Origin of the sequence: Rhodococcus sp. P1Y (assembly GCF_003641205.1) — a bacterium.
GTDB lineage: Bacteria > Actinomycetota > Actinomycetes > Mycobacteriales > Mycobacteriaceae > Rhodococcoides.
In genome coordinates this window covers 5383006-5396873 of the sequence record NZ_CP032762.1, presented here as the reverse complement: position 1 = coordinate 5396873, position 13868 = coordinate 5383006, and the positions used below count along the sequence as shown (strand labels likewise).

The 13868-nt window shown below is 61.5% G+C and carries 13 protein-coding genes; all 13 read left to right on the top strand.

Going from position 1 to position 13868, the window contains the following annotated elements; genetic code table 11:
* Window positions 1-463: 463 nt before the first annotated feature.
* Window positions 464-1048 (top strand): 50S ribosomal protein L10, encoded by a 585-nt coding sequence (gene rplJ / locus D8W71_RS24820; RefSeq protein ID WP_121117514.1) that lies wholly within the window; start codon window positions 464-466, stop codon window positions 1046-1048.
* Between the two features lie 81 nt (window positions 1049-1129).
* Complete coding sequence (rplL, locus tag D8W71_RS24815; protein WP_032365267.1) at window positions 1130-1516, top strand: 50S ribosomal protein L7/L12; 387 nt, start codon at window positions 1130-1132, stop codon at window positions 1514-1516.
* Between the two features lie 329 nt (window positions 1517-1845).
* Window positions 1846-3042 carry an ABC transporter ATP-binding protein gene (locus D8W71_RS24810; RefSeq protein WP_236077601.1) on the top strand — a complete coding sequence of 399 codons (1197 nt, stop codon included), beginning with the start codon at window positions 1846-1848 and terminating at the stop codon, window positions 3040-3042.
* 5 nt (window positions 3043-3047) lie between these two features.
* A complete protein-coding gene (locus tag D8W71_RS24805) occupies window positions 3048-3842 on the top strand; it encodes an MlaE family ABC transporter permease (RefSeq protein WP_121117510.1) in 795 nt (264 codons plus the stop codon).
* 6 nt (window positions 3843-3848) lie between these two features.
* Window positions 3849-4709, top strand: coding sequence for an MlaE family ABC transporter permease (locus D8W71_RS24800; RefSeq protein ID WP_121117508.1), 861 nt, complete (start codon window positions 3849-3851; stop codon window positions 4707-4709).
* Window positions 4706-6055 carry an MCE family protein gene (locus D8W71_RS24795; RefSeq protein WP_121117506.1) on the top strand — a complete coding sequence of 450 codons (1350 nt, stop codon included), beginning with the start codon at window positions 4706-4708 and terminating at the stop codon, window positions 6053-6055. Before D8W71_RS24800 ends, D8W71_RS24795 begins: the two co-directional genes overlap by 4 nt.
* Window positions 6052-7119 (top strand): MCE family protein, encoded by a 1068-nt coding sequence (locus D8W71_RS24790; RefSeq protein ID WP_121117504.1) that lies wholly within the window; start codon window positions 6052-6054, stop codon window positions 7117-7119. The genes D8W71_RS24795 and D8W71_RS24790 overlap by 4 nt, the downstream gene beginning before the upstream one ends.
* Window positions 7116-8108, top strand: a complete 993-nt coding sequence (locus D8W71_RS24785) for an MCE family protein (protein ID WP_121117502.1) — start codon at window positions 7116-7118, stop codon at window positions 8106-8108. The genes D8W71_RS24790 and D8W71_RS24785 overlap by 4 nt, the downstream gene beginning before the upstream one ends.
* A complete protein-coding gene (locus tag D8W71_RS24780) occupies window positions 8108-9388 on the top strand; it encodes an MCE family protein (protein WP_121117500.1) in 1281 nt (426 codons plus the stop codon). The genes D8W71_RS24785 and D8W71_RS24780 overlap by 1 nt, the downstream gene beginning before the upstream one ends.
* Before the next feature lie 8 nt (window positions 9389-9396).
* Window positions 9397-10686 (top strand): MCE family protein, encoded by a 1290-nt coding sequence (locus D8W71_RS24775; RefSeq protein WP_201265186.1) that lies wholly within the window; start codon window positions 9397-9399, stop codon window positions 10684-10686.
* Window positions 10683-11930, top strand: a complete 1248-nt coding sequence (locus D8W71_RS24770; RefSeq protein ID WP_121117496.1) for an MCE family protein — start codon at window positions 10683-10685, stop codon at window positions 11928-11930. Before D8W71_RS24775 ends, D8W71_RS24770 begins: the two co-directional genes overlap by 4 nt.
* Before the next feature lie 134 nt (window positions 11931-12064).
* Entirely contained in the window at window positions 12065-12784 is a 720-nt protein-coding gene (locus D8W71_RS24765; protein ID WP_121117494.1) for a hypothetical protein, read from the top strand.
* Window positions 12785-12844: 60 nt separating this feature from the next.
* On the top strand, window positions 12845-13777 hold the full coding sequence (locus D8W71_RS24760) for a hypothetical protein (protein WP_121117492.1): 933 nt from the start codon (window positions 12845-12847) through the stop codon (window positions 13775-13777).
* The last annotated feature ends 91 nt before the right edge of the window (window positions 13778-13868 follow it).

The window sequence follows — 13868 nt, the reverse complement described above, 5'->3', positions numbered from 1 at the left end:
TCAAGAGGGCTTGTTTGTCTCGCGGTGACCGGATTGTTGTCATTCACCGCCAGCGCGGCGGGGGACTTTCGTGGGGTTTCACACCGTCAGATCGTGTGAAAACCGTGGCCGCTGCCGACGGAATGTGTCTCCATGACAGATCGTTTTGGAGTTCCGGTGCAGGCTGAGGTAGCCTGGTCGACGGTTCCGAAGCGGAGATTCGTCGACGCAGAGGATCCGCCCAATCAAGTTCTACCCAAGACCGTTGGTCACCGCCTTCTCTACGGGATTTGTCCCCGAAGGATTGCGGTTGAAGGTCCGAGGCAACTCGGACGGCCCACGCAGGAGAACGAGGTAAGGGACCTGTAAGCCCGGCTTCGGCCGTGTGTCATGTCTACGCCCCGTGTGCTTCCTGCGCCCGGGGCGTTCGTCGTTTCTTCGGCCTCTCGCGATCGACATTACTTCCCACGAGAGGAGGCGAAGTATGGCAAAGCCCGAAAAAGTCTCAGCAGTTTCCGAGATCACCGAACAGTTCAAAGGTTCGACGGCTGCCGTCGTCACGGAATACCGCGGACTGTCGGTATCCGGTCTGACTCAGCTCCGGCGCGCGCTCGGTGAGAGTGCCACCTACTCCGTCGCCAAGAACACCCTGGTCAAGCGCGCTGCTGCCGAAGCTGGCATCACCGGGCTGGACGAGTTGTTCGTCGGACCGACCGCCATTGCATTCATCAAGGGCGAGCCGGTCGACGCAGCGAAGGCCATCAAGGCTTTCGCCAAGGACAACAAGGCCTTGGTCGTCAAGGGCGGCTACATGGACGGCGCAACGCTGTCCGTGGACGAGATCAACAAGATCGCGGACCTCGAGTCCCGCGAGATCTTGCTTGCAAAGCTCGCAGGTGCCATGAAGGGCAACTTGTCGAAGGCTGCAGGACTGTTCAACGCTCCTGCGTCGCAGATTGCACGTCTGGCCCAGGCATTGGCAGACAAGAAGGCTGCAGAAGCACCGGCTGCCGCAGAGGCACCCGCTGCCGAGGCACCGGCAGAAGCAGAAGCTCCCGCCGAAAGCTGATCCGCACTTACGCGAACAGCACCACCGAAACACTTTCGTCGCGGATCAGCGACTGGAGTACTTACAGGAAGGACCGCCACCATGGCGAAGCTCAGCACCGAAGAATTGCTCGACCAGTTCAAGGAGCTCACCCTCCTCGAGCTCAGCGAGTTCGTGAAGGCATTCGAGGAGACCTTCGAGGTCACCGCAGCCGCTCCCGTCGCAGTTGCAGCAGCTGGCGGAGCAGGCGCTCCGGCTGAGGCAGCCGAAGAGCAGGACGAGTTCGACGTCGTCCTCGAGTCGGCTGGCGACAAGAAGATCCAGGTCATCAAGGTCGTCCGTGAGGTCGTTTCCGGCCTGGGCCTGAAGGAAGCCAAGGATCTCGTCGAGAGCGCTCCGAAGGCAATCCTCGAGAAGGTCGCCAAGGACGCAGCCGAGGCTGCCAAGGAGAAGCTGGAAGCAGCCGGCGCGAAGATCTCCGTCAAGTAATCTTGCCGGAGTTCGCTTGCCGAACTCTCTTCTACGAAGGGCCATCCCCGTGCGGGGGTGGCCCTTCGTTTTGTCTGCTGTGTGAGGATTTACTGTTTTCCGGCTCGGTTCTGTGTGCTGCCACAACGGTGCAACCCTGGGCTTTGTCACAAATCGGGCGAGTCGCCCGCGTGTTGCGGTGAGATGAGCCACACTGTCTTCAAGGACCGAAGCCCGACTCGGGGAAGTTATTACTGGGCAGTAAGCTCCTGTGTCGGTGCGGACACTCGTGTGCGATAGAGTGACCCAACCCACATCCGGGTCGATGTGTTTCTACTGTGGAGGTCAGCGTGGGAGTCGAGGTTTCGGTCGAGGGATTGACCAAGTCTTTCGGAGTTCAGAAGATTTGGCAGGACGTCTCTTTGACGTTGCCGTCGGGTGAAGTCAGTGCTCTGCTGGGACCGTCGGGTACCGGTAAGTCGGTGTTCCTGAAGTCGTTGATCGGGCTGCTGCGGCCCGAGCACGGCAAGATTTTCGTCGACGGAACCGACATCCTGCAGTGCTCCTCGCGTGAGCTCTACGAGATCCGCAAGCTGTTCGGCGTGCTGTTCCAGGACGGTGCGCTGTTCGGGTCGATGAACTTGTACGACAACGTGGCATTCCCGCTCCGCGAGCATACGAAGAAGTCGGAATCCGATATCCGCAAGATCGTCATGGAGAAGCTCGAGCTGACCGGTCTGATCGGCGCGGAGGACAAGCTTCCAGGTGAGATCTCGGGCGGTATGCGCAAGCGCGCCGGTCTGGCTCGCGCGCTCGTGCTCGATCCCGAGATCATTCTGGTGGACGAGCCGGACTCCGGTCTCGATCCCGTTCGCACGACCTACATCTCGCAGACTTTGATCGACATCAACGCCGAGATCGATGCGACCATCCTGATCGTGTCGCACAACATCAACTTGGCTCGAACGGTGCCGGACAACATCGGCATGTTGTTCCGTCGTCAGCTGGTGATGTTCGGCCCCCGCGAGGTGCTGTTGACCTCCGACGAGCCCGTCGTCAAGCAGTTCTTGAACGGAACGATGATCGGGCCGATCGGTATGTCGGAGGAGAAGGACGAGGCGCAGATGGCCCACGAGCAGGCGCTCGTCGATGCCGGTCACCACGCTGGTGGTGTCGAGGATGTGGAAGGTATTGTGCCGCAGATGAAAGCGACGCCTGGTACTCCAGTTCGGCAGGCGGTGGGGCGCAGGCAGGAGCGCGTGCGTCAAATCATGCACACGCTGCCGCACAGTGCTCAGGTCGCAATTCAGGAAAGCCTCGACACGACCGATCCAGGTGCGTACACCCCCGCTTACGCGGGCAACCAGAGCCACGAGAACTCCGGTTACGACAACTCCGGTTACGACAACTCCGGTTACGACAATGCCGGTCAGGGCCAATCCGGCTATGACAACTCCGGCTATGACAACTCCGGTTACGACAATTCCGGCTACGAAACCGGTTACAGCGATCAGGGCCGCGGTCCTGCGCAGGGGCGGGGACAGTAAGAACTATGGGGGGATCGAAGAAGTCCGCTTTTGCTCCGGCGGGCGCAGCTCTCACGCAAGCCGGAAATATTGTAGAACTACTGGTGGAAGTCGCCAGGAACACGTTCAGACGCCCATTTCAGTTCCGTGAATTCATCGAGCAGGCGTGGTTCATCGCCAGCGTGACGATTTTGCCGACAGCGCTCGTCGCTATTCCGTTCGGTGCGGTGGTCTCGCTGCAGACAGGCTCGTTGATCAAGCAGCTGGGTGCCGAGTCGTTCACTGGTGCCGCCAGCGTGCTGGCCGTCATTCAGCAGGGCAGTCCTATCGTGACCGCGCTGCTGATCGCGGGAGCGGCAGGATCGGCCGTCACGGCCGACCTCGGCTCGCGCACGATTCGCGAGGAGATCGACGCGATGCGGGTTCTCGGCATCGACCCGGTGCATCGCCTCGTCGTACCGCGCGTGCTCGCAATGATTCTCGTTGCTCTTCTGCTCAACGGGCTCGTGTCCGTCGTCGGAATCGCGGGCGGGTACTTCTTCAACGTCGTTCTGCAGGGAGGTACCCCTGGTGCGTACCTTGCGTCCTTCTCGGCGCTGGCTCAGCTTCCCGACCTCTACGTCGCGGAATTCAAGGCAGCGATCTTCGGGCTCATCGCCGGCATCATCGCCTCCTACAAGGGCCTCAATCCCAACCCGGGACCCAAGGGAGTCGGCGAGGCAGTGAATCAGACGGTGGTCATCACCTTCCTCATGCTGTTCTTCGCCAACCTCATTCTCACCCTGGTGTACCTCCAGGTTGTTCCGGCGAAGGGAAGCTGACCCGCAATGACCATCGCCAAAGGTCGTGGCGACCGTACTTTGATGCGCGCCAAACGCATCGCAGGCGCCCCGCTCACCGTGCTCGAGAACGCGGGCGAGCAGATGTCGTTCTACGTTCGCGCCATCGGTTGGATTCCGCGCACGCTCGTTCACTACAAGAAGGAAGTCCTTCGCCTTCTCGCAGAGGTCACCTTCGGCACAGGTGCTCTCGCGGTCATCGGCGGCACCATCGGAGTCATCGTCATGATGTCCGGTGCGACGGGCGTCGTCGTCGGTCTGCAGGGTTACGCAGCCCTCGAACAGCTGGGCAGCTCCGTGCTCACCGGCTTCCTCTCGGCGTATGTCAACACCCGTGAGATCGCGCCCGTCGTGGCGGGTCTCGCGCTGTCGGCCACTGTCGGTGCAGGGTTCACGGCACAGCTGGGTGCGATGCGTATTTCCGAGGAGATCGACGCGCTGGAGGTCATGGCGGTGCCGAGTGTGCCGTTCTTGGTCACGACGCGAATGATCGCCGGATTCGTAGCAGTGATCCCGCTCTACATCGTGGGTCTGCTCGCCTCGTACATTGCCTCGAGGGGAATTAGTACGATCTTCAACGGCCAATCGGGCGGATCGTACGACCACTATTTCAATCTGTTCCTGCCACCCGAGGACGTGCTGTATTCGTTCCTCAAGGTGCTGATATTCGCCTTCGTCCTGATCATGATCCATTGCTACTACGGCTTTCACGCCTCGGGCGGTCCGGCGGGTGTCGGTGTCGCAGTAGGCCGGGCCGTGAGAACCGCCATCGTGACGGTTGCTGTTCTGGACTTCTTCCTCAGTCTCGCTATCTGGGGAACCACCACCACAGTGAGGGTTGCCGGATGATCGACTCGCCGTCGCGCTTGAGGCGACTTCTGCTCGGTCTTGCGTTCTTCCTGGTGCTGATTCTCTTTCTGGGATGGTCGGTCACCTCGTACAACAAGACGTTCAAGAAGGTCGTCAGTATCGACCTGGTCACGGACTCGGTGGGCAATGCGTTGCCGTCGAATGCCGATGTGAAGGTTCGCGGTCTGATCGTGGGTGAGGTCCGTTCGGCGTCTTCGGTCGACGGCGTCGTCACCGCGAAGCTCGCGATCGACCCGGACAAGGCGGAACTCATTCCGTCGAACTCCACCGCGCGGTTGCTGCCGAAGACACTGTTCGGTGAACGCTATGTTGCACTGCAGATTCCCGAGAACGACACCGCATCGCCGATCACCAACGGCACCGTGCTCCGGCAGGACACCAGTGGAAGCGCAATCGAGGTCGGGCAGTTGCTCGACAACCTGCTCCCACTGCTCGAAGCGATTCCGCCGCAGGATCTTGCGAGCACCCTCGGTGCTCTCGCGCAGGGTCTGAGTGGGCGCGGACAGCAACTCGGTCTGACGATCGATCGTTTGGAGAACATCTTCAAGGGTCTGAACACCGAACTGCCGAACATCCAGGAAGACCTGCGCGGTCTCGCGGACTTCTCGCAGACCTACGCCGATGCGGGCCCGCAGTTGATCGATGCACTCGACAACCTGTCGGTCACCGGTAACACGTTGGTCGAGCAGCGTCCGGCCGTGGACACTCTGATTTCGTCGTTGACGGCGACGAGCAGTTCGACGGCCGACTTCGTCGAGGCAAACGCGAACAACCTCATCACTATTTCCCGGGATTCGCGTGAGGCTCTCGAGCTGCTCGCGCAGTATTCGCCGTCGTTCGGCTGCACGTTCAGTCAGTTCGTACCGGTCGTCGAGCGCGCACAGAAAGTCATCGGGGTCGGCGACGAATACCGAGGCATCAACGTGTCCGCTGCGTTCGTCAATCCGAAGGGGCGTTACCTCCCCAACCAGGACGAGCCGAGGCTCTTCGACAACCGTGGTCCGCGGTGCTACACGCCGGCCGACACGGCTGCGGGGGAGTTCTTCCCGCAGTATCCGGGTGGTTCGGCGAACGACGGCTCCTACCAGGTGCCGTCGAGAAACCCGGGCCCGCAGGATATTCCGGAGCTTCCGGCGCCGCAGTACTCGGCATTGCCCGGACTGGACAACGCTGCTCCGGCGAGCTACGTGGGCTCGGATTTCGAACGTGACACACTCGCCGTGATCTACGGCGGACAGACGGGGACCGCTCCGGAGGACGTTCCTTCGTGGGTTACATCGGCGGGGGCGCCGGCATTGAGGGGTGCGGAGGTGACTATCAAATGAGGGGGCTTCTCGCGCCACTCGTCAAGCTGATCGTGTTCGCCGTGGTGACAATTCTGGCTACCGCGACGCTCGCGTTCTCCATCGCCAACATTTCGGGCGGAGGTGGCAAGACATACAGTGCCATCTTCAGCGATGTCGCTTCGCTCAACAACGGCGACGAGGTGCGCATCGCGGGTGTTCGTGTCGGCGACGTGAAAAAGATCGAGATCGTCAACGAGCGCGAGGCGAAAGTCGAGTTCTCTGTGGACGGCCGCGAGTACCTGCCGGCGTCGGTGACGGCGAACCTCCGCTACCGAAACCTTGTCGGTCAGCGCTACATCGCAATCGAACAGGGAGCAGGGGACCAGGGCGGCAAGATCAACCCTGGCGAGACCATTCCTCTCTCGCAGACCAAGCCTGCCGTCAACCTCACCACGCTGTTCGACGGATTCCGTCCGTTGTTCCAGACGCTGAGTGCCGATGACGTCAACAAGTTGTCGTACCAGATCATTCAGGTGTTCCAAGGAGAATCGGGCACCATTTCGGAGCTCGTGCGCAGTACGGCGAGCCTGACGAACACGGTCGCGGACAAAGACGTGGTGATCGGTGCGGTTATCACGAACCTGAACACTGTTCTGCAGACAGTGAATCAAAACGACGATCAGCTGGATTCGTTGATCGTCAACACCCAGCAGCTCGTGTCGGGTCTGTCGGCCGACCGCGACGTCGTCGGCTCGGCCGTGACCTCGCTCGCCGGTCTCACCGACGCCACGGCCGACCTGCTCGAGCCGACACGTCCCTCCATCCAAGGTTCTGTCGAGGCGCTGAACACGTTGGCAACAACGTTGAACAGACGCGAAGCCGACGTCACCAAGGTCCTTCAGACGTTGCCGAAGAAGCTCGACAAGCTCATTCGTACGGCCCAGCAGGGTTCGTGGTTCACGTTCTACCTGTGCGGTCTCGACATTCAGATCGGGCCTGGCACTTCGCCCAACCTGAACCTTCCGACGGGATTGCCGACTGTGAATCAACCGCTCTACACCAACGCGGCCTCGCGTTGCAAAGCTGGGGGGATCCAGGAATGAAGAAGCGCAGTCCTCTCGTCCTCGGCGCTCTCGGCATCGCAATCATCTTGCTGGCAACCGTGTCGGTGTTCTTTCTCGACAAGCTGCCCATCCTGGGTGCCGGTTCTACGTACACCGCGCAGTTCAAGGAGGCCGCAGGTCTCAAGGCCGGCAACGAAGTTCGAATTGCGGGTGTGAAGGTCGGCCAGGTCAGTTCGGTGGAACTCGACGGGGACAAGGTCAACGTTGCCTTCCGCGTCCAGGACGCATGGGTGGGCAACAACTCTTCGGCGTCCATCCAGATCAAGACCCTTCTCGGTCAGAAATATCTGGCCGTGGATCCTCGGGGCGACGACGTGCTCGGTCCCAAGGATCCGATCCCGTTGGAGCGCACGACTTCTCCGTACGACGTCATCGATGCGTTTTCCGATGCAGCCTCGACCATCGAGGACATCGACACGACCCAGCTGGCGTCGAGCTTCCAGACGTTGTCCCAGGCGTTCTCGGAGACGCCGGCCGACATCAGGGCGTCACTCGACGGCGTCAGCCGTCTGTCCGAGACGATCGCGAGCCGCGATGCCGAGCTGCAGAAGCTGTTCGAGGCGACCGGTCAGACGTCCAAGGTTCTAGCGGACCGCAATCAGGAGTTCACTCGGTTGATCTCCGACGCGGGCCCGTTGCTGGAAGAACTGAACAACCGTCAGCAGTCGATCTCGCAGTTGCTCACCGGCGTTCAGCGACTGTCGACTCAGCTCACGGGTCTCGTTCGAGACAACGAGCAACAGATCACCCCGATGCTCGAGCAGCTCAACGGCGTCATAGACATTCTCAACGAGAACAACGCCGAGCTCCGACGCGGCCTCGAGTTGTACGCGCCATTCGTGCGTTTGTACTCCAACGTCGTCGGCAACGGACGCTGGCTCGACATCACCTTGGCCAACCTCACACCTCCTGGATTGCCGTTGATTCCCGGCTACCGCGAGCCTGCTCGTGACCTGGGAGGGAACTGATGACCGATAGCGGAGAAAACGTGAAGAAAACCGGCGGAAGCCGCGCGGTCATCGCGGGTGTCGTGATCGCGGCTCTCGTGATCGCGGGTGGCTTGTGGTGGCTGTTCACCCGAGCTGGCGCGACCAACATCACCGCGTACTTCGACAAGTCCGTCGGCATTTACGAGGGATCCCAGGTGCGTGTGCTGGGCGTCGAGGTCGGCAAGGTGACCTCGGTGGTTCCGCAGGGTGATCAGGTCGAGGTGAAGATGCGCGTCCAACGTGGTGTCGACATTCCGTCCGACGCAAGGGCTGCACAGATCACGCCGTCGCTGGTCTCGGACCGATACGTCCAGCTTGCACCGGCCTACTCCGGCGGCGACAAGATGTCGGGTGACACCGTCATTCCGCGCGACCGCACTGCGACTCCGGTCGAGGTCGATCAGATCTACGCCAGCATCGACGAGCTCTCGAATGCGCTCGGACCGAACGGTGCCAACGCCAACGGAGCTCTCACCGATCTGGTCAACACCGGAGCTGCGAACCTCGAGGGCAACGGCGAGGCGCTCGGCAACACGATCACGCAGCTCTCCGACGCATCCCGCACCCTCAGCGACTCGCGTGGTGACCTGTTCGACACGGTCAAGAACTTGCAGACATTCGTGTCCGCACTTGCCGCGAACGACGAGCAAGTACGTCAATTCAACAACCAGCTGTCGGATCTCACGAGTTTCCTCAACGGAGAACGCGACGACCTGGGCGCTGCGTTGAATCAGTTGTCGATCACACTCGGCGACGTCGCCGGGTTCGTCGCGGACAACCGCGATCAGTTGGTTCGCGCCGCCGACGGCCTTGTCCAGCCCACCCAGGCCTTGGCCGACAACAAGGAGTCCCTGGTCGAGACGTTGACCATTCTTCCGCTGGCAATCAGCAACCTGGTCAACTCCTACGATGCGGAATCGGGAACGCTGGCTTCGCGCGCGAACTTGCAGAACGAAACGCAGGACCCGCTCGGAACGGTGTGTCGCCTGATCGACCTCGGCAAGTTGGTTCCCGGCGATCCGCGGTTCCAGCAGCTCGGCGCGCAGATCCAACCGGTCATCGATCGATGCGGGGAGATCACGACGCTGATCCAGGGCCCGGTTCGCGATTCCAATCTTGTTCTTCCGTTCGGTGTTCTGACCAACGAGACCGAGCAAGGCAATGTCGTTCCGGGTACGGTGCCGGGCGTCGTGTCGCCACGGCTGGGCGAGGGCAACACACTGCCCGGTCTGCAGGAATCGCTTGGAGGGGGACGGTGAGTAGGTCGATGAACACTTGGATTGCGGGTAAGCGGCCGCTGACCGCTGTGGTCGGCGCAACCGTGTTGGTCCTGTCGGCCAGTGCGTGTTCGCAAGGGGTGTACGGCATTCCGCTGCCCGGCGGCGCCGACGTGGGAAGTGACCCCATCCGGCTCACCATCCAATTCCAGGACGTGCTCGACCTGGTACCGCAGTCGACTGTCAAGGTCGACGGCGTCGAGGTCGGCCGAGTCGATTCGATCAGCGTCGCGGACGGTGAGTGGACGGCGAATGTCGGTGTGATCGTGAACAATTCGATCGACCTTCCTGCCAACGCCACAGCGGCTGTGGAGCAGACCTCGATCCTTGGTGAGAAGTTCGTCCAGTTGACCGTGCCCGAGGGCGATGCCGATCCACAGAAGCTACGTGACGGCGACACGATTCCGCTGGACCGTACGAGGGTCACGACCAATATCGAACAGGTCCTCGGTGCGCTGTCGCTCGTTCTCAACGGCGGCGGGGTTGGGCAACTCGCGCCGATCGTGAAGGAACTCAATGCGGCATTCGCCGGGCGCGAAGGTACGACGCGGAGTCTCCTGGAGGAAGCGAACACGCTCATCGGTGGGCTAGAACAGCAGCGAGACGACATCACGCGAGCACTCGACGGTCTCGATGTACTGACCACTCAGGTCAGTGGGCAAACGGAAAAGATCGATCGTGTGTTGCAGGACCTTCCGATCGCAACGGAAGTTCTGGAACAACAACGTCCGCAGCTGACCGCGATGCTGGGACAACTCGACCGTCTGGGCACCGTCGGCACCGATGTGATCAACCAGTCCAAGGACAACCTGATCGCCGACCTCCGTGCGTTGCGCCCGACGTTGCAAGCACTTGCCGCATCGGGCGACGACATCGTCACCACGTTGCCGCTGATTCCGACCCTGCCGTTCCCCGACGGCGTCGAGGAGATCACGCAGGGCAACTCGGCCAACCTGTACCTGTCACTGGACCTGTCCATCGGCACTGCTCTGCGCAACTTCGGAGTCGGCGAGGGCGACCCGGTCTACATTCCGCCGAAGTTCGGTGACCAACTTCCGTTGGTCGATCCATCCAATCCGTATTACAACGGAAACGGACCTCGTCCGGGGTGGCCGACGATCTCATTGCTGCCGCTTCCGCCGATCATTCCCAACCCGACGCCTCCGCCGGGAGTACCCGTCGCACCCGGTGCCGAGCCCGAAGAGGGTGAGACCGGTGCGCCGTTGACACCGTTCGATCCACTGAACGATCTGATCGAGCAACTCGGAGGTGGGCTGTGAGATCACGGCTGGTAAAGATTCAGCTCATCCTCTTCGTCATCGTTGCGGTAGTGGGTGTCGTATACGTCGGTGGAAAGTACGTTCGCCTCGACAACCTCCTCGGATTCGGCCAGTACAGCGTCACCGGTCAGTTCGCTGACTCCGGCGGAATCTTCACCAACGCCGAGGTGACCTACCGAGGTGTCCCGGTGGGCACTGTCGGCGCACTGTCGTTGACGCAGACCGGTATCGATGTCGAACTCCTTCTCGACAATGGGGGCCCGGAGATCCCGTCGTCGGCGCGTGCTGTCGTCGCCAACCGTTCGGCCATCGGTGAGCAGTACGTCGACTTGCAGCCGACCAGCGACGAAGGTCCGTACTTGGAGAACGGTTCGACGATTGCAACTGCCGACACCCAGACGCCGGTTCCGGTCGAGGATGTGCTCGCCAGTACCGATCAGCTCGTCAAAACGGTTCCCCTCGAGAATCTGACGACGGTGGTCCAGGAATTGGGTGCCGCATTCGACGGCAAGGGAGACGATCTGCAGGTTCTCGTGGACTCGCTCGGCTCGTTGTCCGAGACTGGTAACGAGGCACTTCCTCAGACGCTGGCCCTGATTCGCGACAGCCGGACCGTTCTGGACACCCAGTCCGAGCAGTCCTCGGCGATCAGGCAGTTCAGTCAGGACTTGAACTCGGTCACCGCGCAGATTCGAAGCAACGACCCGGATATTCGGCGTCTGATCAACACCGGAACAGCGGCCAGCGATCAGGTCGGAGCGCTCATCGCGGAAGGCGGTGAGTCGCTCACCACGGACTTGGGCAACTTGCGTGAGGTTGTCGAACTGGCTGCCCCACGAACGCTTGCGCTCAAGCCTCTGTTGATCTTCCTGCCTGCATTGGCTGCGGGCGCGGGGACGCTGACCCCCGGAGACGGAACCATTCATCAGGGTCTGCTGTTGGAGACCAACAACCCGCCTCCGTGCACGTTGGGTTACGAAGGTTCACAGGCAATTCTCGACGAGGAGAAGGCGAAGAACCCGAACTTCGATCTCACCGAGGACAACTACCCGTTGAACCTTCAGGCGAACTGCACGACGCCGCAGGGCAGCGTGACCGGTGTGCGTAGCGCCAACCGGATCGTGTTCGCCGATCCGGAGACGCCGCAGCCGTGGGACAACAAGCCCAAGGTCGACCCGGAGAAGCTGAATCTCAATCCGATTGCTTCCCAGCTCGCACCGCTCATCGGGGTCACCCCGAAGTAAGCAGCGGCAAATGGCGGTGGCTCTGCCGAGTTCGGCGGAGCCACCGCCGTTGTCGTTTCGTTGTGATTGAACGCAGATGCGGGTAGGTTCCGGCGCGGATCGAGCACGTGTTACCGAAGAGTAAGGTTGGGACTGTGACGTCAAACACCGAGACCGGGTCGTCGCCCGATCGTAAGAACAGAGCAAGGCCGGTTCTGATCGGCGTATCCGTCGTTGCAGTCCTCGCGCTCGTCGCGAGTGTGTGGTTCGGCATCGGATGGAAGAAGGCCTACGACGAGAAGTCCATCGCGGACGTGCGTGAATCCGCCCTCGCAGGCGCCGAGCAAGCTGCGATCAACCTCAGCACTGTCGACTCCGCGAAAATGGACGAGGCATTCGACACGATGCTCACCTCGGTCACCGGCGACGAGATGACGGCGTACCTGGAGGAGACGAAATCGTCGATCACCGACGAGCAGCGCAACTCTGGGCGCAAGATCTCTGCGGAGCTCCTCGGCACGACGCTGACCGAATTGAGCACGGACGACGGCACGGCGACGGCACTGGCCATCATCGCCAACACCACGACCAACGACGCCGACTCCGCTGTCATCGATCGAACCCGCCAGGTGATGCGCATGTACCTGCAGAACGTGGACGGAACCTGGAAAGTGAGCAAGCTTCTTCCCGTCGGGGATCGAGTGCCGCTCAACGCTGACAACACGCCCGCCTATCCCGGTACCACCGAAGTCGATCCGAACGCGGCGGTGGACCCGAACGCTGCCGTGGACCCGAACGCGCCGGTCGACCCGAACGCAGTTCCCCCCGCAAGCGACGGCACGGCACAGAACCCAGGTGCAACCGGAGGTCCGTAGACCCTTCCGGCCCGGTTCGCATTATCGCCTGCAGTAGCCAGATTCGAGGAGTTGTCCGCAGTGCCCCCACAGCGTCGCAAAATAGTTCCGCCCACCACGACGAGCAAAGCTCGTAAGAAGGTGGCAGGTAGTAGCCGGAAGCAGGAGGTCGACCCCACCTCGCCAACCGTCGAGAGGGACGCTCTCGTCGAGAACGAACCGCTCTTCACCTCCGAGCCGCTCCTCGGAGACGAGGCAGGCCCTGAGGGCAGGGCTGAGACCGACGGCAAGCCCGACACCGCTGACGACGCCGAGACCAGTGCGATCACCGAGTCCGCTTCGGCCGACAAGGCGGTGACCGCGGACCAGCCGCGACTGGACAAACCCGCAACTACGGAGAAGGCCACCACAGCAGAGAAGGACACCACAGCAGAGAAGGCCACCACAGCTGAGAAGGCCACAGCAGGGCAGACGCGCAACGGTGTGTTCGTCGATCCGGCGTATTCCGCTACAGGTGATGGCTCGCGGACTCGGTGGACCGCGACGATCGTTGTCGGTGTGGTCGCTGTGGCCTTGGTGGCGTTCGCAATCGTGGCTGCGCTGAAGCCCGGTACCGCGGTGGACAACTCGGCGTGGGTCGATCAGGGGGAGTCCTCCGAGGTGACACGGCAGGCAACCGAAGGACTTGCGGCGCTGTATCGCTACAACTACGAGACCATCGACGACGACTTGGCCAACGCACGCGCATTCATGAGCCCCTCGATGCAGGCGGACACGGACAAGTTCTTGGACGCGATCAAGTCGAATGCGCGGCAGAGCCAGACCGCGACGGACGTGGACGTGATGGACATCGGATTGACGCGTCTCGAATCGGACAAGGCCGAGCTGTTGGCGAACTTGAACGTCAGCTCGACGAGAGCGGGTGTCGCATACGGTAATGCGATGTTCCCGATCGTCGTCAACATGGAGAAGATAGACGGAACCTGGGTGGTTTCGGCGACCGAGTCCAAATGACGGCATGTGACCTTCACGACAGGTAAGACTCCGTTGCGGTGGTGAAACCGACCGTAAGCACGGTTTGTTCGCGGCTTAACCTCATCATCGG

Bases quoted from the DNA above. Each gene is read 5' to 3' on its own strand.
- D8W71_RS24785 (WP_121117502.1), top strand. From the start codon at position 7,116: ATGAAGAAGCGCAGTCCTCTCGTCCTCGGCGCTCTCGGCATCGCAATC.
- D8W71_RS24780 (WP_121117500.1), top strand. From the start codon at position 8,108: ATGACCGATAGCGGAGAAAACGTGAAGAAAACCGGCGGAAGCCGCGCG.
- D8W71_RS24790 (WP_121117504.1), top strand. From the start codon at position 6,052: ATGAGGGGGCTTCTCGCGCCACTCGTCAAGCTGATCGTGTTCGCCGTG.
- D8W71_RS24805 (WP_121117510.1), top strand. From the start codon at position 3,048: ATGGGGGGATCGAAGAAGTCCGCTTTTGCTCCGGCGGGCGCAGCTCTC.
- rplJ (WP_121117514.1), top strand. From the start codon at position 464: ATGGCAAAGCCCGAAAAAGTCTCAGCAGTTTCCGAGATCACCGAACAG.
- D8W71_RS24795 (WP_121117506.1), top strand. From the start codon at position 4,706: ATGATCGACTCGCCGTCGCGCTTGAGGCGACTTCTGCTCGGTCTTGCG.
- D8W71_RS24800 (WP_121117508.1), top strand. From the start codon at position 3,849: ATGACCATCGCCAAAGGTCGTGGCGACCGTACTTTGATGCGCGCCAAA.
- D8W71_RS24775 (WP_201265186.1), top strand. From the start codon at position 9,397: ATGAACACTTGGATTGCGGGTAAGCGGCCGCTGACCGCTGTGGTCGGC.
- rplL (WP_032365267.1), top strand. From the start codon at position 1,130: ATGGCGAAGCTCAGCACCGAAGAATTGCTCGACCAGTTCAAGGAGCTC.